Annotated in this window: 24 protein-coding genes and 1 riboswitch; of the genes, 12 read left to right on the top strand and 12 right to left on the bottom strand. The window is 35.3% G+C overall.

All coding sequences use genetic code 11. The features are described from left to right. Positions 1–121: 121 nt before the first annotated feature. Positions 122–217: a DUF3948 family protein gene (locus tag ACHZK0_RS01170; RefSeq protein ID WP_070127837.1), complete on the top strand. Its 96-nt coding sequence runs from the start codon at positions 122–124 to the stop codon at positions 215–217. A gap of 73 nt (positions 218–290) precedes the next feature. On the opposite strand, the gene ACHZK0_RS01165 is transcribed toward ACHZK0_RS01170, so the two are convergent. Continuing rightward, the gene (locus ACHZK0_RS01165) at positions 291–896 is read right to left on the bottom strand and encodes a lysophospholipid acyltransferase family protein (RefSeq protein WP_000277789.1); all 606 of its coding nucleotides are present in this window, start codon (positions 894–896) and stop codon (positions 291–293) included. A gap of 336 nt (positions 897–1,232) precedes the next feature. On the opposite strand from ACHZK0_RS01165, the gene ACHZK0_RS01160 reads away from it, so the two are divergent. Beyond that, complete coding sequence (locus ACHZK0_RS01160; protein WP_001060007.1) at positions 1,233–1,328, top strand: DUF3948 family protein; 96 nt, start codon at positions 1,233–1,235, stop codon at positions 1,326–1,328. A 60-nt stretch (positions 1,329–1,388) separates the two neighbouring features. Here ACHZK0_RS01160 and ACHZK0_RS01155 read toward each other — a convergent pair whose 3' ends face one another. Both ACHZK0_RS01155 and ACHZK0_RS01150 read right to left on the bottom strand, forming a co-directional pair. After that, positions 1,389–1,529: a YrzO family protein gene (locus ACHZK0_RS01155; RefSeq protein ID WP_061677922.1), complete on the bottom strand. Its 141-nt coding sequence runs from the start codon at positions 1,527–1,529 to the stop codon at positions 1,389–1,391. Between the two features lie 21 nt (positions 1,530–1,550). Then, positions 1,551–2,519: a DMT family transporter gene (locus ACHZK0_RS01150; protein ID WP_262741427.1), complete on the bottom strand. Its 969-nt coding sequence runs from the start codon at positions 2,517–2,519 to the stop codon at positions 1,551–1,553. Positions 2,520–2,646: 127 nt separating this feature from the next. Between ACHZK0_RS01150 and ACHZK0_RS01145 the strand changes: the two genes are divergently transcribed. After that, positions 2,647–3,513: a LysR family transcriptional regulator gene (locus ACHZK0_RS01145; protein ID WP_262741428.1), complete on the top strand. Its 867-nt coding sequence runs from the start codon at positions 2,647–2,649 to the stop codon at positions 3,511–3,513. 255 nt (positions 3,514–3,768) lie between these two features. Next, positions 3,769–3,870, top strand: coding sequence for a DUF3948 family protein (locus ACHZK0_RS01140; protein ID WP_001060017.1), 102 nt, complete (start codon positions 3,769–3,771; stop codon positions 3,868–3,870). 216 nt (positions 3,871–4,086) lie between these two features. On the opposite strand, the gene ACHZK0_RS01135 is transcribed toward ACHZK0_RS01140, so the two are convergent. Further along, positions 4,087–5,034 (bottom strand): helix-turn-helix transcriptional regulator, encoded by a 948-nt coding sequence (locus ACHZK0_RS01135; protein ID WP_262741429.1) that lies wholly within the window; start codon positions 5,032–5,034, stop codon positions 4,087–4,089. Positions 5,035–5,167: 133 nt separating this feature from the next. On the opposite strand from ACHZK0_RS01135, the gene modA reads away from it, so the two are divergent. From modA to ACHZK0_RS01100, 7 genes are all read left to right on the top strand, one after another. Further along, entirely contained in the window at positions 5,168–5,974 is an 807-nt protein-coding gene (gene modA / locus ACHZK0_RS01130; RefSeq protein WP_270606371.1) for a molybdate ABC transporter substrate-binding protein, read from the top strand. 5 nt (positions 5,975–5,979) lie between these two features. Beyond that, positions 5,980–6,654 carry a molybdate ABC transporter permease subunit gene (modB, locus tag ACHZK0_RS01125; RefSeq protein ID WP_000006670.1) on the top strand — a complete coding sequence of 225 codons (675 nt, stop codon included), beginning with the start codon at positions 5,980–5,982 and terminating at the stop codon, positions 6,652–6,654. Positions 6,655–6,954: 300 nt separating this feature from the next. Further along, on the top strand, positions 6,955–7,806 hold the full coding sequence (locus ACHZK0_RS01120; RefSeq protein ID WP_000353549.1) for a GRP family sugar transporter: 852 nt from the start codon (positions 6,955–6,957) through the stop codon (positions 7,804–7,806). 212 nt (positions 7,807–8,018) lie between these two features. Further along, a complete protein-coding gene (gene proC, locus ACHZK0_RS01115) occupies positions 8,019–8,822 on the top strand; it encodes a pyrroline-5-carboxylate reductase (protein WP_262741431.1) in 804 nt (267 codons plus the stop codon). A 1-nt stretch (position 8,823) separates the two neighbouring features. Further along, the gene (locus tag ACHZK0_RS01110) at positions 8,824–9,657 is read left to right on the top strand and encodes an aldo/keto reductase (protein ID WP_270343628.1); all 834 of its coding nucleotides are present in this window, start codon (positions 8,824–8,826) and stop codon (positions 9,655–9,657) included. A 153-nt stretch (positions 9,658–9,810) separates the two neighbouring features. After that, a riboswitch (SAM riboswitch) is annotated at positions 9,811–9,915 on the top strand. 132 nt (positions 9,916–10,047) lie between these two features. Continuing rightward, a complete protein-coding gene (locus ACHZK0_RS01105) occupies positions 10,048–11,688 on the top strand; it encodes a peptide ABC transporter substrate-binding protein (protein ID WP_262741433.1) in 1,641 nt (546 codons plus the stop codon). A gap of 480 nt (positions 11,689–12,168) precedes the next feature. Further along, entirely contained in the window at positions 12,169–13,809 is a 1,641-nt protein-coding gene (locus ACHZK0_RS01100) for a peptide ABC transporter substrate-binding protein (RefSeq protein WP_395761072.1), read from the top strand. 47 nt (positions 13,810–13,856) lie between these two features. On the opposite strand, the gene ACHZK0_RS01095 is transcribed toward ACHZK0_RS01100, so the two are convergent. From ACHZK0_RS01095 to ACHZK0_RS01080, 4 genes are all read right to left on the bottom strand, one after another. After that, positions 13,857–14,999: a YhgE/Pip domain-containing protein gene (locus ACHZK0_RS01095; RefSeq protein WP_262741435.1), complete on the bottom strand. Its 1,143-nt coding sequence runs from the start codon at positions 14,997–14,999 to the stop codon at positions 13,857–13,859. A 58-nt stretch (positions 15,000–15,057) separates the two neighbouring features. Continuing rightward, entirely contained in the window at positions 15,058–15,639 is a 582-nt protein-coding gene (locus ACHZK0_RS01090; protein WP_262741436.1) for a TetR/AcrR family transcriptional regulator, read from the bottom strand. 65 nt (positions 15,640–15,704) lie between these two features. After that, positions 15,705–15,896, bottom strand: a complete 192-nt coding sequence (locus ACHZK0_RS01085) for a hypothetical protein (protein WP_395761071.1) — start codon at positions 15,894–15,896, stop codon at positions 15,705–15,707. An 18-nt stretch (positions 15,897–15,914) separates the two neighbouring features. Then, on the bottom strand, positions 15,915–16,814 hold the full coding sequence (locus ACHZK0_RS01080) for a helix-turn-helix transcriptional regulator (RefSeq protein WP_262741438.1): 900 nt from the start codon (positions 16,812–16,814) through the stop codon (positions 15,915–15,917). 172 nt (positions 16,815–16,986) lie between these two features. Between ACHZK0_RS01080 and ACHZK0_RS01075 the strand changes: the two genes are divergently transcribed. After that, positions 16,987–17,454: a YusW family protein gene (locus ACHZK0_RS01075; RefSeq protein WP_262741439.1), complete on the top strand. Its 468-nt coding sequence runs from the start codon at positions 16,987–16,989 to the stop codon at positions 17,452–17,454. Between the two features lie 29 nt (positions 17,455–17,483). Here the strand turns inward: ACHZK0_RS01075 and ACHZK0_RS01070 are convergent, their stop codons facing one another. From ACHZK0_RS01070 to ACHZK0_RS01055, 4 genes are read right to left on the bottom strand one after another with little or no spacing between them, the layout of a single operon-like run. Beyond that, on the bottom strand, positions 17,484–19,073 hold the full coding sequence (locus ACHZK0_RS01070; RefSeq protein ID WP_270343625.1) for a peptide ABC transporter substrate-binding protein: 1,590 nt from the start codon (positions 19,071–19,073) through the stop codon (positions 17,484–17,486). 13 nt (positions 19,074–19,086) lie between these two features. Next, entirely contained in the window at positions 19,087–19,860 is a 774-nt protein-coding gene (locus ACHZK0_RS01065) for an ABC transporter ATP-binding protein (RefSeq protein ID WP_262741441.1), read from the bottom strand. Continuing rightward, on the bottom strand, positions 19,857–20,867 hold the full coding sequence (locus tag ACHZK0_RS01060) for an ABC transporter ATP-binding protein (protein WP_262741442.1): 1,011 nt from the start codon (positions 20,865–20,867) through the stop codon (positions 19,857–19,859). Before ACHZK0_RS01060 ends, ACHZK0_RS01065 begins: the two co-directional genes overlap by 4 nt. Beyond that, positions 20,824–21,828 carry an ABC transporter permease gene (locus tag ACHZK0_RS01055; RefSeq protein ID WP_262741443.1) on the bottom strand — a complete coding sequence of 335 codons (1,005 nt, stop codon included), beginning with the start codon at positions 21,826–21,828 and terminating at the stop codon, positions 20,824–20,826. The genes ACHZK0_RS01060 and ACHZK0_RS01055 overlap by 44 nt, the downstream gene beginning before the upstream one ends. Positions 21,829–21,836 lie beyond the last annotated feature (8 nt).

The raw sequence follows: 21,836 nt of genomic DNA, 5'->3' as shown, positions 1-21,836 counted from the left end.
GATTCATATGATGAACAAAGTGAAATCAAACAATTTTTTAAATACAATGGGCATGGTATTATCCGCTCTAATCGATGCTAAAGCTGTTGCTTCTACATTAAACAAGTAAGGAAAATTCATTATGAACAATATCACTTTTAACAAATTAGATTTTTTAGGACTAGCTAGCGGATCAGTTCTTCTTACTGCTTTCATTTACGCCGCTACGCTCATATAAATTTCGTGTCCCCTTTCCCCTTTATTATAAATAGTAATAGAAAAGACGACCGTCTATGCTCGGTCGTCTTTTCTTATTTTTGATTTGATTGCAAAGTTTCCTTTAGCTCCTCAAACTTCTCATTTAATTGATCTGTCATCATTTTCATCGCTGTTTTTCGATCTATTTGTTCTTCAGCATCAATTTGAATTGGGTCTCCAAAAATCAATTGCGCCTTTTTCCCCTTTATTAATTCTTTTACACTTGATGGACCAACATAAGCTGCCGGTACTAACGGGACATTAGAACGTAGCGCAATCGTAACAGCCCCAGCTTTTAATGAAACGTCTTCTGTTGATCGCGTTCCACTTGGGAAGATCCCTACTACTTTTCCTTCCTTTAATAGGCGTGACGGAATTTTGAGTGTGCTCGGTCCTGGATTTGCACGATCTACAGGGAATGCATTCACATTTTTAAAGAACCAATTTTTGAACTTCCCTTCAAATAATTCTTTTTTCGCCATGTAATGAATTTGGGTCGGATACATCCCTGTAGCTAACATTAATACATCCATAAAACTTGTATGTGTACACGCCACAACATACGGGCCGCCTTCTGGTAACTTTTCTCTTCCTTGCACTTCTACTTTTCCAGCTGTTTTAAATATATATTTCAACAAAAATGTAATTGGTTTATACATTTGTTTCGTTCCTTTCTGAACATCCGAATTATAATCATTCTCTTACAACGATTATAACACTAAGTTTTAGGAGTTGGTAATAAAAATAAGTATTAATTGTTAAATTTCAATTCTTACAAAAGTGTAATTTTCTTGTAAGCTAATTCGATAGTTACTTCTTGCAATATTTCATACAATTAAGTCAGAAAGAAACAACAACTATTCGAAAAGGAGCGGATCAATATGATGAACAAGATGAAAACGAACAATTTTTTAAATACAATGGGCATGGTATTTTCCGCTCTAATCGACGCAAAAGCTGTTGCTTCTACATTAAACAAGTAAGGAGAATTCATTATGAACAATATCACTTTTAACAAATTAGATTTTTTAGGATTAGCTAGCGGCTCTCTTCTTCTTACTGCTTTTATTTACGCTGCTACGCTTGTATAACTTTGTGTCCCCTTTCCCCTTTATATAGAAAAAGACGACCGTCTATGCCCGGTCGTCTTTTTAAATGTTTCTTTCTTTTAACTCTTTTAAAAGCTGTATCATTTCAGCTTGTTGTTTTATCTTCTTACGACCATTTCGGTTAATCGCTGCAAGCTCACAAGCAACTCCGACAGCAAAGAAAAACAATACACTTTCTAACATGTGAAATCCTCCAATTGCCTACTAAACAGCTTGGCGTAATTGCTCTTCTTGTAAAACCTTCTTATTTATATTTTCTTCTTTTCTCTGACAAACGTTATTGCGAATAAGTGCTGCAATAACAAGTAAAGTTCCTACAATATCAAACATCGTTATTTTGTATCCTTGCATCATCATAATCATTAAAGTCGTAATCGGTACAAAGTTAATAAATAAAATCCCATTAATAGATGATAAAATCTTCACACCATAATTCCAAGCGAGCAACGCTACGATTCCCGGTAATGTCATCATAAACAATAAATCATATTTCACGATAGAAATCGTTCCCATACTCGGAATCGATACATATCCAAGTGATGTAATAATTACAGTTATAATCCCTGTGACAGTCGTACCGAATACACACGTCAACGTAGAATAACGTAATGTTGACCAATCGCTACACGTTTGACCACCCATCGTATAAATAACCCAGCCTACAACTCCAACAAATATACATGCTAGTGAAAACATGTTATCTTTCAAGGTTAAAAAGAAACCCATATCACCTTTTGTAATAACAAGTATAGCTCCTACAAAAGCGATAATCATACTCGTTATCATATACTTTTTCGGTTTTACATGCTTATATCCCCATAGAATACAAATAGAAATCATCGGCATAAGTGCTTCCATAATGGAGGCTACCATCACACCTGATTTCCCCATTAACATTTGACCTAAAAATATAAGTACATTATATACAGTAAACGCCATCGTCCCGAAAAAGACGAGTAACTTTCCTCTTCCCTCTAAACGAAATGCCTGCCTTCCTTCTTTCGCTAACAACAATACAATCAGTACGATTGCCACCGCTCCATAGCGAATAAGAGAAAAATAAAATGGATCTATGTATTCTAGCGCATGATCAGCAACCGGAAACATTGCTCCCCACGACATACTTGCAATTAAACACGCTAAAGCCCCTATTATCATTTGACCTTTTTTCACCACAATCCCCCACTTCTTTCTATTTGCACAAAGAGAATTGTAAAAGAAAAAATATATCACGTAAAATGATTCGAAATGATGTTAACTATCACTTATAATGATAGTTAACATCAAGGAGGAGCATAAAATGGAATTAAGAGACTTACAAATCTTCCAAAGCGTTGCCGACCAAGGCAGTGTAAGCGGCGCAGCAAAGGAATTAAACTACGTACAATCAAATGTAACTGCACGTATTAAACAACTAGAAAACGAACTAAAAACACCGCTCTTTTATCGTCATAAACGAGGTATGACTTTAACAGCCGAAGGAAGAAAAATGCTCGTTTATGTTCATAAAATTTTGCAAGATGTTGACGAGCTAAAACAAGTATTTTTAGATAGTGAAACACCCTCCGGTATATTAAAAATTGGTACAGTCGAAACAGTAAGTACATTACCTACCATTTTATCTTCTTACTATAAACGCTATCCGAATGTCGACTTATCATTACAAGCAGGTCTAACAGAAGAATTGATTAGAGAAGTCCTTAATCATCAATTAGATGGTGCCTTTATATCAGGTCCAATTAAACATCCACTAATCGAACAATATGATGTTAGTACAGAGAAATTAATGCTTGTAACACAAAATAAAGCTTTTCGTATTGAAGAATTTACAACCACACCCCTCCTCGTTTTTAACCAAGGATGTGGATACCGTTCCAAACTAGAACGATGGCTGAAAGATGAAGGTTTGCTACCAAAAAGAATTATGGAATTTAATATATTAGAGACCATATTAAACAGTGTTGCACTCGGCCTTGGAATTACACTCGTACCACAGTCTGCTGTCCACCATCTTTCTAAAGCTGGTAAGGTACATTGTCATGCAATCCCTGAAAAATATGGTAGTATTTCAACGGTTTTCATACGCCGTAAAGATAGCTATATGACGAATTCAATGCGTAGCTTTTTAAAAACAATTGAAGAGCATCATCATATCAATATGCTTTAAAAGACATTCTTACACGAATGTCTTTTTTTCTTACAAAAGTGTAAGCCTTCCGTAAGCTAATTCGATAGTTGCAGGCGATCATATTCCCTATAATTAAGACATAAAGCAGGGCAACAACAATTCGAAAAGGAGCGGATACGCATGATGAACAAAATGAAATCAAACAAATTTTTAAATACAATGGGCATGGTGCTATCCGCACTTGTCGATGCAAAAGCCGTTGCAACTACATTAAACAAATAAGGAGAGATTATAATGAACAACATTACTTTCAACAAATCAGACTTTATCGGACTTGCAAGTGGAGCTACTCTTCTTACAGCTTTCATTTACACACTTGCTCAAGGTCTTATTTAATACTTTGTTTCCCCAAACCCCTTTATATATAGAAAAAGCAGCTCGTCTTATAGACAAGCTGCTTTTTAGTTTATCCCGCTTTAATGGGCAGTAAGACCCCCACCTCCAAATTCAGCGAAAGCAAAGAAGTTAGGTGGGGGTCGGGCTGCCCATTAAAGTCCGGTTGGTGAGGGCTGATAATCAGTGTGGGATGAAGCCCCCTCACTGATTAAAGTTTCACTTTATTTCATATATAATTTGACCTGTTTTCGTCATATCGTATCCGCCAATTGCTTTTAATTCATTATGAAATTCTTCTGATTGCAGAATATCTTTCACGACTTCAATCAGCTCTTCATTTTCTTTATTCTTCAAAATCACCAAATCATACTGTTCTTTCATGATTGGAATAAAATCTACATTTACAATTTGCGAAAACTTTTCTGATCCTACTCCTACATCAGCTTTTCCATTCGCGACTTGCGTAGCAACACCAAGATGATTCGATTCTTCCCATTCATATCCACTAATACGTTCTTTATTTAACTTTTGAATGCGCAATTGTTCATCGACTAACACCCTAATACCAGAACCTTTTTCTCGATTTACAAATCGTATAGATGATTGAGATAAATCAGCCCATGTTTTTATATTTTTAGGATTTCCCTTTTGCACATAAAACCCAACGTTCCTTGCTAATAAATTAATCATAGTACATGGTTGTCCAACTAAAATACGTTTTACGTAAGGAACATTATATGTACCCGTTTCTCCATCAAACAAATGAAGACTAACGATACTTCCTTCTCCTTGATACATTTTTATTAAACTCGTTAAACTACCTTGATATGCCCTTAATATATTTGAACTTGGCAGGCGATTTTCTATACGTTTTGCCAACATATCTAACGTTAGTTCTTGTCCGCTAATAATACATGTATCCAAGCCTCTACTATCTTCGCTCTTTACAGGAGTACCTTGTATTTTCCCTGTTTTCATTTGCTTTATATATTGTTCTAAATCTGTTGCATCAATGCGCATCTGTCTACCGATTCTATAAGAAGGCAGTTCTCCTTTTTTAATTAGATCGTATACAGTTAATTTTGATACTTTTAATCGCTTCGCTACTTCTTCCGTTGTGTAGGAATGATGATCCATAGACGATTCCTCACTTTCTTCCTTCATTGTAACAAAGAACAGAATATTTCTCCTATATTTTAAAAACAACTACATCGTTCAAATTATATTCAATTATAACTAGTTATAATTAGTTATATTTAGTTATAATTAAATATGTCAAAACGAAAGGGGAATTTTTATGAATAAGTTTACATTACGATCCATCGGAGCACTTATACTTTCTTTTCTTCTTATATTTAGTGCTGCATGTACAAGCGGTGAAAAGAAAGAGAAATCAACTGCTAAAGAAGGAAAAACAGTAGAACTGACTATATCAGCTGCTGCAAGCTTACAAGATGCACTAAAAGAAATTGAAACAAAATATAAAGAAAAAGAACCTAATATTAAACTTTCTTTTAACTTCGGTGCTTCTGGTGCACTTCAACAACAAATTGAGCAAGGTGCACCTGCTGATTTATTCTTCTCAGCAGCCGAAGATAAATTCCAAACTCTTGTTAAAAAAGGATTTATTAATGAAAAAGAAGGGAAAAATCTTCTTGGAAATGAACTCGTTCTAGTCGTTCCAAAAGTTAGTTCTCTTACAAAAATTCAAGATTTAAAAGATGAAAAAATTAAGAAGATCGCACTTGGTACACCTGAATCAGTACCTGCTGGAAAATATGCAAAGGCTTCTCTCACACATGAAAATCTATGGAATGATATTCAAAATAAAATCGTATTTACAAAAGATGTTCGCCAAGTGTTAACATATGTAGAAACAGGTAATGTCGATGCTGGTATTGTATACAAAACAGATGCTCTTATTTCAAACAAAGTAAAAATTGGTGAGACAGCAGCAGCGACTTCTCATGAGCCAATTCACTATCCTTTAGGTGTTATAAAAGAATCTAAGCACAAGAAAGAGGCGACCTCATTTTATGAGTATTTGCAGTCAAAAGATGCACAATCTATCTTTAAGAAATATGGATTTACAGTCCTATCATAATTGCTATGAGCTTTGATGCTATTTTGTCACCAATCTTTCTATCTTTACGAGTAGCTGCATGCGCCACCATTATCGTTACAATTTTAGGAACGATAATCGGACGAGCGCTAGCACGCTCCTCATGGAGATATAAAGTAATATTAGAAACTATTTTCTTATTACCAATGGTACTTCCGCCAACTGTAATCGGCTTTTTTCTCATTATCATTTTTGGAAATAATAGTCCCATTGGAACGTGGATAGAATCAATATTTCAGCAGTCTATTATGTTCACATCTACTGCTGCTATCATCGCTTCTACAGTTGTTGCATTTCCGCTTATGTACCAATCAGCAAAAACAGGATTTTCTATCGCAAATGTACAAATTGAAGAAAGCGCTCGTGATCTTGGTGCAAGTGAATATCAAGTTTTTCTGCACGTTACACTTCCGCTTGCATTTCCCGCCTTACTAAGCGGAATGATTTTGAGCTTTGTTCGTGCACTAGGGGAATTTGGTGCTACACTCATGTTTGCCGGAAATATTCCTGGTAAAACACAGACTATCCCAACTGCAATTTATATGGCGATTGATGCAAGTAATATGCAACTTGCTTGGACACTAGTAGTTATCACTATTAGTATGTCACTCCTATTTCTGCTATGTATTCAGCTTATTAATAAAAGAATCACCAACTCTTAAAGCAGCTTCTGTCGCAGCTGCTTCTTTATTTCTTAGGAAATAAAATATACCAACGGGAAATAACTGAATTTTACCTTTTATTAAAATATACATTTTATTTGAATTCACTTTCTAAAATAGGCAATTTCCTGTTATTATATGGAGGTGTTTCAAAAAATGAAGAAATGAAAACGCATTTATATCGTGAATTCTTCATCCTGTTTTAGCAATCGGTAATCTTCTACTCTATTAGTGGGGCATTACCGATCGTTAGAACGATATGTAATTATATTGGTATAGAAAACCGAAGGGAGTCTTGTAATGGACATTTTATTAGCGCTTCTTCCTGCAATTGCATGGGGAAACATCTTATTAGTAAGCGTAAAAATGGGCGGTGGTGCATATAGCCAAACGGTAGGTATGACAATCGGTGCTCTATTCTTCGCAACAATTATGTATGTATTTACTCAACCAGCTTTAACAATGACAGTCTTGATTGTTGGTTTTATTTCAGGTTTATTCTGGGCTTTAGGACAAGTAAACCAATTAAAAACAGTTGAAAAATTAGGTGTTTCAACTACTGTAACGATTTCTACTGGTATGCAACTCGTTGCAACTTCTATCTTTGGGGTTATCGCTTTCCGTGAGTGGACTACTACAACGACGATTGTTCTGGGAACGATTGCAATCCTATTAATCGTAGTTGGTGTTGTATTCACATCACTAGATGACAAAGAAAATGCACAGCCACCAGGACAATTGAAAAAGGGACTTCTTACTTTAATTGTTTCTACTTTCGGCTACCTTGTATATGTAATTATTATTCGTTGGTATAATATCGATGGTTGGTCTGCTATTTTACCACAAGCGGTCGGTATGTTTGTTGGTGCGGTTGTACTGACATCTAAACATAAACCATTTAACAAATATGCAATTCGTAATGCTTTATCTGGTTTACTATGGGGAACTGGAAACTTATTCTTACTTCTTTCATTACCACGTGTCGGAGTAGCAACAAGCTTCCCATTATCTCAAACTGGAATCGTTATCTCAACATTCGGTGCGATCGTCTTCTTAGGTGAAAAGAAAACAAAACGTCAATTGATTTTTATTGCACTAGGTAGTGTTTTAATTATCGGCGGCGCTGTATTGTTAGGTATGACAAAAGCATAAACTTATAATCTATTAATCTCTGAAGCAATTATGCTTCAGGGATTTTTTATTACAACTATTTTTTAAGTATAATAATTTTTATAACCTTATTTGTATTAACCCTCCTCCCTCCATTTCCATCCTTTTCACGATAAGTCTTTTCTTTTTACAAAATTCTCTTGAAAATGGTATCGTTTTTTATAACATATCTCCACTAGAAAGGAATAAAGGATATGCTAACTAAACATCGAATTCTATTTATTGGTGCTGGTCGTATGGCAGAAGCTATATTTTCCGGATTACTTAAAACAAGCAAAGAACACATCGAAGAAATTATCGTTTCTAACCGAAGCAACGTAGAAAAGCTAGAACAATTACGAGTGCGATATAATGTGTCTACTGCAACAGATTGGAAGCAGCATGTTACATCTGTTGATACGATTGTTTTAGCAATGCCACCTTCTGCACATGAAGAACTATTAGCAGAATTATCTCCGTTACTATCGAATCAACTTGTCGTAACGGTAGCCGCTGGCATTGGTCCATCTTATTTAGAAGAAAGACTTCCCGTGGGAATACCTGTTGCTTGGATTATGCCAAACACAGCTGCTGAAATTGGAAAGTCTATCTCCTTATATACAATGGGACGATCAGTAAACGAGATGCATCAAGAAACCCTGCAACTGCTTTTAAGAGGCATTGGTACTTCGCAACTTTGCACTGAAGAGGAAGTTCATCAGCTTACTGCAGTTACTGGAAGTGCACCAGCTTTCCTTTATTACTTTGCTGAAAGCTTAATTGAAGCAACAAAAAGTTATGGAGTCGATGAATCAACTGCCAAACACCTTGTCATTCAAATGATTTCTGGCTCTGCTTCTATGCTTGAACAAACGCAAGATCCAGCTAACCTCCGTGAACAAGTAACAACACCAGGTGGTTCCACAGCTGAGGGTCTCAAAGCTTTATATGAATATAATTTTTCAGAGGCAATTCAAAAAGCAGTAGAAACAACAAACAAAAAAGCTAGGGGGAAATAATATGAATTTAACAAGTTTAAAAGACTATACAACATTACATAACGGTGTAAAAATGCCTTGGTTCGGTTTAGGTGTTTTTAAAGTAGAAGATGGTTCAGAAGTAATTGAATCTGTAAAAGCAGCAATTAAAAATGGCTACCGCAGCATTGATACTGCAGCAATTTATCAAAACGAAGAAGGCGTTGGACAAGCGATCCGTGAATCAGGTGTTTCACGTGAAGAATTATTTATTACATCAAAAGTGTGGAATAGCGATCAAGGGTATGAAACAACAATTCAAGCATTTGAAACTACATTAGAGAAATTAGGCCTAGAATATTTAGATTTATATTTAGTACATTGGCCTGTAAAAGGGAAATATACTGAATCATGGAAAGCATTAGAAAAGCTTTATACAGACGGCCGTGTTCGCGCTATCGGTGTGAGTAATTTCCATATTCACCACTTACAAGACGTATTTGAAATTGCTGAAATTAAGCCAATGGTCAACCAAGTGGAATATCACCCACGTTTAGCACAAGAAGAGCTGCATACTTTCTGTAAAGAACATAACATCCAACTTGAAGCTTGGTCACCATTAATGCAAGGCCAACTGCTAGACAACCCTACATTACAAGACATTGCAACAAAATATAATAAATCAACTGCACAAATTATTTTACGCTGGGATCTACAAAACGAAGTTGTAACAATCCCTAAATCTATTAAAGAACATCGCATTATTGAAAATGCAAATATATTCGATTTTGAATTAAGTGCTGATGACATGAAAGCAATTCAAGCTCTAAATGAAGATCGTCGCGTTGGTCCAGATCCAGATAACTTTAACTTCTAATAGAAAAACCACTGCCATATGCAGTGGTTTTTTCAGTCTAAGAAAACTGAAAATTTAAAATATATTTCATTTGGTTGACACTTCATTATCCAAGGTGTAAGATTTTGAATTATCAAAGAAACACAAAAATTAATAAAGTTTATTCGTTTACTCATTGTATCAAGAGAGGTGGAGGGACTGGCCCTTTGAAACCTCGGCAACAGGTTCACTTTGAATACTGTGCCACTTCCTGCAAGCTTTATGCTTGAAAGATAGAATGAGGGACTTCGTTTATATACGGGTGCATAACTTGTACGTAAAAATCCCTCTTTCTCAATACGAAAAGAGGGATTTTTTATTTTTCATTTCCCTCATCATCATCCAAACTTAATTATTTAGGAGGAAAATCAAATGAAAAAGAAGTTTGTACCCGGTATTGCATCAGTTGTAGGAGTAAGTATTTTATTAACTGGTTGCGGTAGTTATAAAAACGAAGCAAGCGGAGCAAATGCAAAAGACGAGGCGCCTAGTAAACAGGTTTTAAACTTATCTTCACCTACTGAAATACGAACAATGGATACAGCTCGTGCTACAGATACTGATTCTGGTCAAGTAATGAGAAACGTATTTGAAGGTTTGTATAATCTTGGTGAAGGTAACAAACCTGTCCCTGGTGTTGCAAAATCTCATGAAGTAAGTGGCGATAAAACGAAATACACATTCCATTTACGAGATTCAAAATGGTCAAATGGCACTCCTGTTACAGCGAAAGACTTTGTCTTTGCTTGGCAAAGAGCTGTTGATCCAGCAACAGCCTCTGAATATGCATTTCTATTCTTTGATATTAAAAACGCAACAAAAATTAACAATAAAGAACTTCCAGCCGATCAACTTGGTGTAAAAGCAATTGATGACCATACGTTTGAGGTAGAATTAGAACGTCCTGTTCCGTACTTTATAAGCTTAACAGCGTTCCCAACATTTCTACCAATTAACGAGGAATTCTTTAAAACACAAGGTGATAAATATGCTTTAGAAGACAATACAATTTTGTACAACGGAGCTTTTACACTAAGCGATTGGAAGCACGAGCAAAGCTTTAAATTCAAGAAAAATCCTACCTATTGGGATAAAGATACTGTCAAACTAGAAGAAATCAACTTTAACATCGTAAAAGAAAAGTCTACAGAAGTAAATTTATTCGAGTCAAAACAATTAGACCGTATCAAACTAACATCTGACTTCGTTGATAAATATAAAAAGGATGCTAACTTTAAAGAGCGTCCGAATGTAGGAGTACAGTTTTTACGTATGAATCAACAAAACAAAGTACTTCAAAACGTTTCTGCACGCCAAGCAATCGATCAAACAATTGATCGAAAATCCTTTGTAAATACGTTATTAAATGACGGCTCTACACCAACCTCTAGTCTCGTGCCGAAAAACTTTGCAAAAGGACCTGACGGAACAGATTTCCGTGCTGCAAACGGCGATTTAACAAAGGTTGATACAAAATCTGCTCAAGAATTATGGAAAAAGGCAAAACAAGAACTTGGATCTGAAAAAATAACGTTAGAGCTATTAACAAGTGACGGTGACCTTGAAAAGAAAACTGGTGAATTCTTAAAAGGACAACTAGAAAAGAATTTAGATGGCTTAACAGTAAATATAAAGCCGCAACCACGTAAACAACAAGTTTCACTTTTATTGAAAGGTGACTACGAAATTGGAATTGACGGCTGGAGCCCTGACTTTGCGGATCCAATTACATTCCTTGAGCTATTTACAACGAATAACCCTTACAACTTAGATCATTACTCTAATAAGGAGTTTGATGAAACAATAGCAAAAGTAAAAACAACTTTAGCCAGTGATGAAAAAGCTCGCTGGGAAGCATTACTAGCATCCGAGAAAATATTATTTAAAGACTCTGTTATCGCTCCCCTTTACCAAAAAGGCGAATCTTATTTAGAGCGTTCTTATGTAAAAGGAATTGTGCAAGTAGACTTTGCAGGTCAATTAAACTTCAAATGGGCAAAAATTGAAAAATAAAGCGAAACTTTAATTAGTGGGGTTTTCTTCATCCCCACTAATTATTAACCCGCACCAATCGGAGTTTTATCGGTAGCCCGCAAATAGCGGAATAAAAGGCCACTTTATTTGAAATTTCTCCCCCATACCAATTGTTTTTTTAGCAAAATATATGAAAAGCAGATTCCCTAATCCGAGGAAATCTGCTTTTTTAATATATTATTCTAAGAAATAAACAATCTATTTTTATTATTGACATATAGTTCTTTCCAGTGTTAATATTCTAAATAATCAAAGAAACGAAATATTTTACCATCAAAATATAACGTCTACTACATTGAAACATATAACGATAGATTATAGTTCAACATGTATATACATATAGAACACCTGATTACCTACATACACATATCTGTAATAGGTTTTCTCTTCTTCTATAGCTACACTTCAAAACGTGGACATTACGACGTTACGAACAACACATTTAGGGAGGAACGAACAATGAAGAAAAAAGTTGTACCTGTTGTTGCATCTGTTTTAGGGGCAAGTCTATTACTAACTGCTTGTGGGGGAAATAAAGATCATGCAAGCGGAGCGAAAGCAAATGATAAAGCAAATGATAAACAGGCAATTAACTTATCATTCGCTTCAGAAATTCCAACAATGGATGTTGCAAAAGCAACGGATGGGGAATCCATGAGCGTAATGCGAAATGTTTTTGAAGGTTTATATGCAATGGGAGAAGATAACAAACCGATTCCTGGTGTTGCTGAGTCGGTTGACGTTAGTCCGGATAAAACAAAATATACATTCCACCTGCGTGATTCAAAATGGTCAAACGGTACTCCTGTTACAGCAAAGGACTTCGTCTTCGCTTGGCAACGTGCCGTAAACCCTGATACAGCAGCTGAATATGCGTTCTTATTCTTCGATATACAGAATGCGAAACAAATAAGCCAGAAACAATTGCCAATTGATCAACTAGGGGTCAAAGCTCTTGATGATAAAACGTTAGAAGTACAACTAGACCGTCCTGTTCCCTACTTCTTAAGCTTAACGACCTTCTCAACATTCTTACCAATTAACGAAGAGTACTTAAAATCTCAAGGAGATAAATATGGTTTAGAAACAAATCATTTAATTTACAACGGTGCTTTCACATTAGATAACTGGAAACACGAGCAAAGCTTCCAATTGAAGAAAAACCCTAACTATTGGGATGCTAAAACTGTAAAATTAGAAGAAATCAACTTCAATGTCGTTAAAGATAAGTCTACAGAAGTTAACTTATATGATTCAGGACAAATTGATCGCGTTGCTTTAACTGCGGAGTTTGTTGATAAATATAAAGGCGATCCAAACTTCAAAGACCGTGCTGAAGTTGGCATTCAATTCTTACGACTCAATCAAAAAAATGAAACATTAAAAAATCAACATGCACGCCTTGCTATTAACGGAGCAATGAATAAAAAAGCATACGTAGAAACAATTTTAAACAACGGTGCTGTTCCAGCTGAAGGAATGATTCCTGCGAAATTCGCAAAGAGTCCAGAAGGTAACGACTTCCGTAAAGAAAACGGAAACCTAGTCAAAGATGATGTGAAAACAGCGAAAGAAAACTGGAAAAAAGCGAAACAAGAACTTGGTACTGACAAAGTAACAATCGAACTATTAACAAGTGATAATGCTTTAGCTAAAAAGACTGGTGAATATTTAAAAGGTGAACTAGAAAAGAATCTAGATGGATTAACAGTGACATTAAAACCACAACCACGTAAACAACAGTTAAAACTACTATTAAGTGGTGACTATGAAATCGGTATTGATGGCTGGGGCCCTGACTTCGCGGATCCAATTACATTCTTAGATTTATTTACAACAGGTAGTGCTTATAACTTCGATAAATACTCTAACAAAGAGTACGATGAGCTCATTCATAAAGTGAAAACAGATTTAGCTGGTGATGAAAAAGCTCGCTTTGAAGCAATGAAGCAAGCTGAAAAAATCCTATTACAAGACGGCGCTGTCGCTCCTTTATACCAACAAGGTCGTTCTTACTTACAACGCTCTTTCATTAAAGGGCTTGTAACAACTGACTTCGGCGGTGAATTTAACTACAAGTGGACAGAAGTTGCAAAATAATAAGTAACAGTAAAAAAAGGTATCCAATTGAAGGATACCTTTTTGTTTTATACTTCTTTAACTACAGAGCTTCTTCTTCCCTTTACTATTCCTTTTATAGATACAGTAATCATTGCTACCAATTGTGTAACTAATATAATGACTAATAATGAAATAATATTTTTCTCTAAACTAACTCCCCCAAATATTATTGTATAATAGCCATTCGCTGCATAGGTTGCGGGAAATAATTCGCCGATTGTTTGATATGTTTTAGAAAGCATCTCGTGTGGTACAATGACACCCGAACTTACAAGTTGTAGTGAAAGTGAAATTATATTAAAGATCATACCTGCATTTCCGAAAACAGTTATGAACATTTGTGTTAATGAAAGAAAGGCAAAGAAGACTATCGCTTGAAACATCCATATACTCCATACTGCTTCATGTAGTTCAATTTGGAATCCTTTCATCAAACCAATTGTAATACATGCAAGTAAAATTGATACTGTACCGTTAATAACCTGTCTTGATACGAAATTACTCCAACCGTTCTGCACCTCCTTTGCAACTTTTGATAGTTCCATACTCATAATCATTGCTCCTACAAATGAAGCTAATACTATCATTAGTGGTACCATATTAGCCGAAAATCCTTTTGCATCATTTACTTTATGAACTGTAAAACCAATTGAATCTTCGGTTAATCCTTTTATCACTTCTACATTCTCAGGCCCTACAGCTTGTAATTTCCCCACAATTGCTTGTTTTTTATAACTTGTTATCTCTGTATTTACATTGTCTCGAATTTGTTTTGCAGCTCCTTCCATCATTTGCTTTGCCATCATGGCATTCGCTTGATTAATGTGGAAGTTTACATTTGATTTTCCTGTTTCATTTATATCCTTTGAGAAAGAAGCAGGAATTTCAATAATCATATCGTATACATGGTCATTCATTGCTGTATTTGCTTTTTCTACAGACTGTTCTGCTTTCACCTGAAATGGCAAACTTCTTTGTAAGCCTTCTGCTATTTTACTACCTATATTTCCATCCTCATTCACAATAGCAATACGCATTTGGTCTGCTCTTTCATTCACTCCATCATATGCAGTTAACCAAACACAAAAGAAAACAAGTTGAAACGATAGCGCTACTACCATTCCAATATACGTACCTGGTCTTTTTAAAAACTGTTTTAATGTATCCATCTTCCCGCTCTCCTATTTGGCAAGCAAGTACTTACTTGCATTTTATTTTAAATAAATACTAGGGTCTTAAAGCCCTAGCATATAAAACTATATTATTCTCAATAAATTTCTCATCATCGATTTCCATAAGTCGGTTTTCAAAACGCAATTTAGATAAGAAGTAACCAAAATTAATCCATATAAAATTCATTACTTGCGCTTCAATATTTGTATGAATAATCTTTCCCTGTTCCTGCATTTTAGCAAAATATATGATTAATTCTTCTTTTAACCCTTTTGGAATTTTGGAGATTTCCTCATCTAATTCAGGAAATTCCCTCGCCTCACGTATACCTATAGAAATAATATCTTTTATGCTATCTAAAAATTTATGATAATGCCTTGCTAAGTTCTTTAAATCCGTTTCTAATTCCCACACAATTTCTGTCTGCAAAAACTGTTTTAAATGCGGTACATATGAAAATTCAGCAACCGCGGCTTCAATAACACCCTTTTTACTTTTAAAATTGCGGAATATCGTTACTTCATTAACACCAGCACGCATTGCAATTTCTTTCGTTGTCGCTGCTGTATATCCCTTTTCTTTCACTAATTCAATTGCTGCTTGGATGATTTTTTCTGCTGTTTTTGAGCGCGCCATAAAATCCTCTCTCTCTCATGCAAGTGATCACTTACATTTAGATTATATACCTTTTCTAATCATTGTCAATAATCCTCTTTTCCTTCTTTTTTCATCGAATTAAAACTTATCAGAAATATAAACATAAATATCAAATATGTTTTCCACGTCAAAGAAGGTACATGCCCTGACCAAAGATAGCTAATTAAATAGTTAATCCCCATAATACAAGACGATATTACTAAACTAATACTTATTAGTTTTACATATTTGAGCATATCTTTTCTCCTTATTTTTTATTTTTCTACTTCTTCAAATTGCAGATTCACTGGCTCTTCTAAGAGTGTTTCATAAAAATTTTCTGCCAAATCTGTTGAAGGAATTTTTTCATCCACTTCATCAAATCGGATACTATCTAGCCACACGCTGCCTTCTCCTGATAATAAAATACCAAATGCAATACCAAGCGCTTCTTCTTTTATATCTAATACAACCGAGTACGATTGCCAGTTATTCGTATTTTTAATTGGGCGATTTTGCATATTATCCATAGCCAGTGGTTCCGTATCTTTTCCGTCTACTCGCATCCACAATCCTGCCCAATCCCTTACGTTCTCACTCTTAACAAATGCTGTTAAACGTAATCTTTTACCTACATATTTATCCGCTCGAAACATTTGCATTAATGTTGAAAATCCTCCGTGTGTAACATCCTCTTTTGCTTTTATGTATGCAGATACTTTTCCTTGATGGGCAACTTCATAATCTAAACCCATCTCATATTCAGCAGGATGACTTCCACTTAAGATCCATCCTTTCGGTATACCTTTTTGCATTGAAACACCCTCTCTTTCTATATAAAATGACTGGAAATACTTTCGATATTTCTTCGGTGGCAATTGAAACATTCTTTTAAAAGCTCTCGTAAATGCCTCTTGTGAGGAAAAGCCGTATTGCATTGCAATATCAATAACAGCCCTCTCCGTTAACACTAAGGATTGCGCAGCATGAGTTAATCTTCTCTTTCGAATATAATCCGTTACACTCATCCCAATATACTTTTGAAAAATACGATGAAAATGGTACATCGATACTGCACTGTGAGACGCCACTCTTTCTGTAGTAAGCTCCTCATGTAAATGATCCTCTATATATTCAATTGCCTGTTTTACCATCTCTTTATATTCTTCATGCACGTTAGTACCCCCTCACAAATTCAATTTACCATATACATACAAATCATTTTTGATTTAAATTGCGGATTATCCCTTGCGGCTATAGGGTAATAATTTATTTTTAACTCATACATAATTACATGATTTTGGGAAAAACTTGTATAGAACGAATTTACATAAGGAGGAATTTATAATGAGAATTTTACTATCAGTTTTATTAGCTCTTATGCTAGTACCTGCATTAACAGGATGTAAAGCTCCTGCAAAAGAAGACACAACTTCTAATAAAAAGACTACAGAAGAGGCAAAGAATGAAGCTCCTGCTGATTTAAAACTAGACTTTAATGAATTCGATTTAAAGGCAGACTACCAAGATACAAAGAAAGACTACGAAGCTGACTATAAAAATGTAGCAGCAGATAAGAAAATGGAAGCAAAAATTGAAGATCATAAAGCAGATGTAAAATTAACAGGAGACGAGGCTATCACAAAATTAAGCCCACTTCTAAAAGAATTAAAATTTAATAAAGATACTCCTGACCAAGAAGTAATCGATCAAGTAGTAAACGTGTTCAAGCTTGATAAAGACTACCAAAAGTTCGATTTAGAAGTTGTCTTCTCTGATGGAACGAAAAAAGAATATAAAAGAGAAATAAAATAAAGAAGTAGGCGGTTGCCTACTTCTTTATTTTATTTCTTAGCATATCGTAAGCTCGGTTGAGATCCTACGTAGTATTCTAATCCAGATACAGATGATTTTTGTAAATAAGAATCTGTCGGGAATACAAGTGGGATTAAAGGATACTCTGTAAACATAATATCTTCTGCTTGATGTAATAAGTCAAAGCGTTTATTTTCATCTTGTTCTAATTTTGCTTGATTAATTAAATTATCAAAGTCTTTATTAAACCATTTCGCATAGTTATTTGGACCATCACCTGCATAAATTTCCAATTGAGCAGCTGGATCTAATGTAGATCCTCCCCATCCCATATATGCAATTTGGAAGTCACTTTGTTTGTACATATCGATATAACTTTTCCACTCTTTACCTTCTATTTTCACATCTACCCCAAGATTTTTCTTAAACATTTCTTGAAGTGTTTCAGCTATTTTCTTCTTATCTGAATATTTCACTGTTACTTCTGGAAGAGTAGTCCATCCCTCTTCTTTCATTCCTTCTTCTAATAACGTCTTAGCTACTGCAGGATCATATTTAAAATAGTCACCTTTCTCTTTACGGAAGTCGCGACCACTTTCTGTTTTTGCTCCTTCTGGTACAAATCCATATGCTTCTTTTGCATTATTCTTTAATATTTTCTCTACGATAAACTTACGATCTACAGCTATTGCAAAAGCTTTACGAATTTTCGCATTTGTAAATGGTGGCTTTTCTGAATTAAATGAGTAAATATGAGTTGAGTAGTCTTGCATTTTTTTAAACTCTTTATTGTTTTGTTCCTTTTCAACTAAATCTGTAGGTATGTGAGATAGTAAATCTAATTCTCCAGATTTGTATAATTGATACGCTGTTTTACCTTCAGGAATAATACGGAATTCAATTTCTTTTGATGCTACTTTTTTATCATGAAACTCTTTATTTTTTTCTAAAATAATCGATTGATTATGTTTCCATTCTTTCAATGTAAAAGGACCGTTGGTAATTAATTCTTTTGGATCTACCTTTAGTTTACCTTTTTCATCAATAGATTTTTTATTAAGTGGAATATATAACGACTGAGATAATGTTCGTTTAATAGATGTTACTGGATGTTCAAATTGTAGCTTTAGAGTTACATCGTCTACCGCTTGAATTCCTACTGCATCTTCTGCACCTTTCCCCGTATTAAATGCTTCTCCACCTTTAATGAAATATAGTTCTGTTGCATTCATAGAACCCGTTTTAGGATTTAATATTCTCTTCCAAGCGAATTCAAAGTCTTTTGCTGTTAATGGAGAACCATCAGACCATTTCAATCCTTTTTTCAAATAGAATGTATACTCTTTTCCATCTGCCCCTGCTTCCTCTTTCTCTACTAAATCCTTTTCAAATTTCCCATCACTCGTCTGTCTATACAAAGTTGCAAATAAGTGCTCAATTACATAATTAGAGTTATTATCTGTTGAAATCGCTGAATCTAACGTGTAAGGATCACTACCAAGATTCGTTACAAAACGGTCTCCTTTACTAGCACTTGCTTTTGAAGTATCTTTCTTACCGCAAGCGACAGAAGTAATTGCTAATACGGTCATAATGACAAATAATAAAAACTTCTTCATCTTCCATTCCCCTTTAACCTGAAATTTTTGGTGTTGATGCTAATAATGTTTTTGTATAAGAATGTTGTGGATTACGGAACACTTCGTCCGTATTTCCAAATTCAACAAGTTCTCCTTTATATAAGACAGCCACTTTTTCACATAAATAGTGAACCATCGGTAAATCATGTGCGATAAATAAATATGTATAGCCCTGCTCCTTTTGAATCTTTTGCAACAAGTGCACAATTTGGATTTGAAGTGAAACATCTAATGCCGAGATTGGTTCATCAAGGATCAATACTTCTGGTTCACATAATAATGCCCTTGCAATAGCGATTCGTTGACGTTGCCCTCCGCTAAATTCATGTGGGTATCGATCGATATATCGTCTATCTAAGCCAACACGTTCTAACGCATCACCTGCGACTTTATCTTTCAATCCCTTATCACCTAAACCGAATGAAATATATCCTTCTGTTACGCTATCGCGTACTTTCCAGCGCGGGTTTAATGCAGCTGTTGAATCTTGAAAAATGAACTGTACTCTCTGCAAGAAATCCCGTTTATGAGCTGACTTCAACTTGTGAACAACTTGACCGTTATAATCAATTTCACCGGACGTTGGGCTCTCGATCCCAGCTATGAGCTTACCAAGTGTTGTTTTTCCTGAACCACTTTCTCCAATAATCCCAAGCGTCGTTCCTTTCGGGATAGAAAGTGATATATCTTTTAATGCCGCTATTTCTTTCTTTTTACTTCCATACGTTTTCGTTACTTGCTTTACAGTAATTAAATCTGTCGTCATGAGGCATTCACCTTCTCTTTTGATTTCGCTTGGTCATGCTCTAGAACATGTTGCCAACAATGTGAACTGTGTTCCTCAGAATACGATGTTCTATCAGGGAAACGATGAATACATTCTTTTATTGCTACTGGGCATCTATTTACAAATGGGCACCCAAAGCTATTTAACGTTTCAATTGATGGTGTTGTTCCCTCAATAGCCCTAAGTACCTTTTCAGAATCATCCATATTCGGAATGGCTTGCAATAAACTTTTCGTATATGGGTGCTTCGGTGAACCTATTACTTCTTGTATCGTTCCTTTTTCAACAACACGTCCCCCGTACATCACAACTACTCGATCTGCTACTTCACGTACAAGTGCCAGATCATGTGTAATTAATAAAATACTCGTATTTTGTTTTTCTTTTCGCTCTTTTAATAACCCCATAATTTGTTTTTGAATCGTTACATCTAATGCAGTTGTAGGCTCATCTGCAATAACGAGCTTTGGGTGACAAGCAAACGCAATCGCTAAACAAATACGCTGCCTCATTCCTCCGCTTAATTGATGTGGGTACTGTTCAAAACGTTTCTCTGCTTCATATATTCCTAAATCATTTAATAAGTTAATTGCAATTTCTTTCGCCTCTTTCTTTGACTTCTTTTCATGTTGCAAAATCACTTCTGTGATTTGTCTTCCTACCTTCATCGTCGGATTTAAAGAGGACAAAGGGTCTTGAAAGATAAACGAAATATCTTTCCCTCGAATTTGATTCCACTCTGATTCTTGTAAATTCGTTAATCCTTGAGATTGGAAAGAGATACTTCCATCGTCGATATGAATAGACTCTTGATTTAGTCCAATAATAGATTGTGCTGTAACGCTTTTCCCTGAACCACTCTCTCCTACAAGTGCAACAATTTCACCTTCGTTAATAGAAAAGGAAACATGCTTCACAATTGCTTGCTTACTATTCTCTTTTTCAACGGCCAACGTTACGTTTTCTAAAGATAAAAGCTGTCCCATGTTTTTTCTCCTTTCGATTCCGTTTTACGATTTTTGGATCAATTGCATCTTGTAAACCATCACCAATTGCATTAAATGCGAACATAATGAGCGCAATCATCAGCGATGGGAAGAAGAGTTGCCACCATTCCCCGCTTAATAGTGTCCCGAGCGCGTCATTTGTCATCGTCCCCCAGCTTGCTGCTGGTGACTGTACCCCGAGTCCGATAAAGCTTAAAAATGATTCTGAGAAAATAGCTGCTGGAATTGTAAATGATAAATTTACGATAATAATGCCTGTTAAATTTGGAATGATATGTCCGTATATAATCTTCATATGCGATGTACCTAATCGCTCTGCTGCAATAACAAATTCCCTTTGTTTTAAAGATAAGACTTGCGCCCTAACGAGACGTGCCATACCAATCCATCCTGTTAATGCAAGGGCAATAATGATTGTAAAAAGTCCTGGTTTCATAATGATTAGTAGTAAAATGACAATTAATAAGTATGGGATACCGTATAATACTTCAATTCCTCGTACAATCCACTCATCAATCAATGTTCCAAGGCGATTACGCCCTCTCACATAGCCACTAAATCCCCCAATCAGTACACCAAGTCCTATATCAAGAACGGCCGCTACTAATCCAACTACTAATGAAATTTTCCCACCAGCCCAAGTACGTGCCCATATGTCTCTTCCTAAATCATCTGTTCCAAACCAATGCTCACTACTTGGAGGTAAATTTGTCGCCTCTTTTACTTGTTCACTCGCAGTGAAAGGAGTTAAACTCTCACCGATAAGAGAAAAAATAATAATGAGTAACAATGTCACTGTTCCTAGAACTGCGATTGGATTTGATACAAACTTACGAAACACTTCTTTTTTTCGGCTAATTGTTTGTTGCTCTTTATTTATCGTTAATTCTTTTTTCTCTTCATTCGTTAATAGCTCTTTATTGATTTCATAAGCTCCCATTTAAATGT

This window comes from Bacillus sp. 3G2 (genome assembly GCF_044324725.1).
In the GTDB taxonomy this organism is placed as follows: Bacteria; Bacillota; Bacilli; order Bacillales; family Bacillaceae_G; genus Bacillus_A; species Bacillus_A mobilis.
The sequence above is the reverse complement of the archived record's forward strand: the minus strand, read 5'-3'. Positions and strand labels throughout refer to the sequence as shown.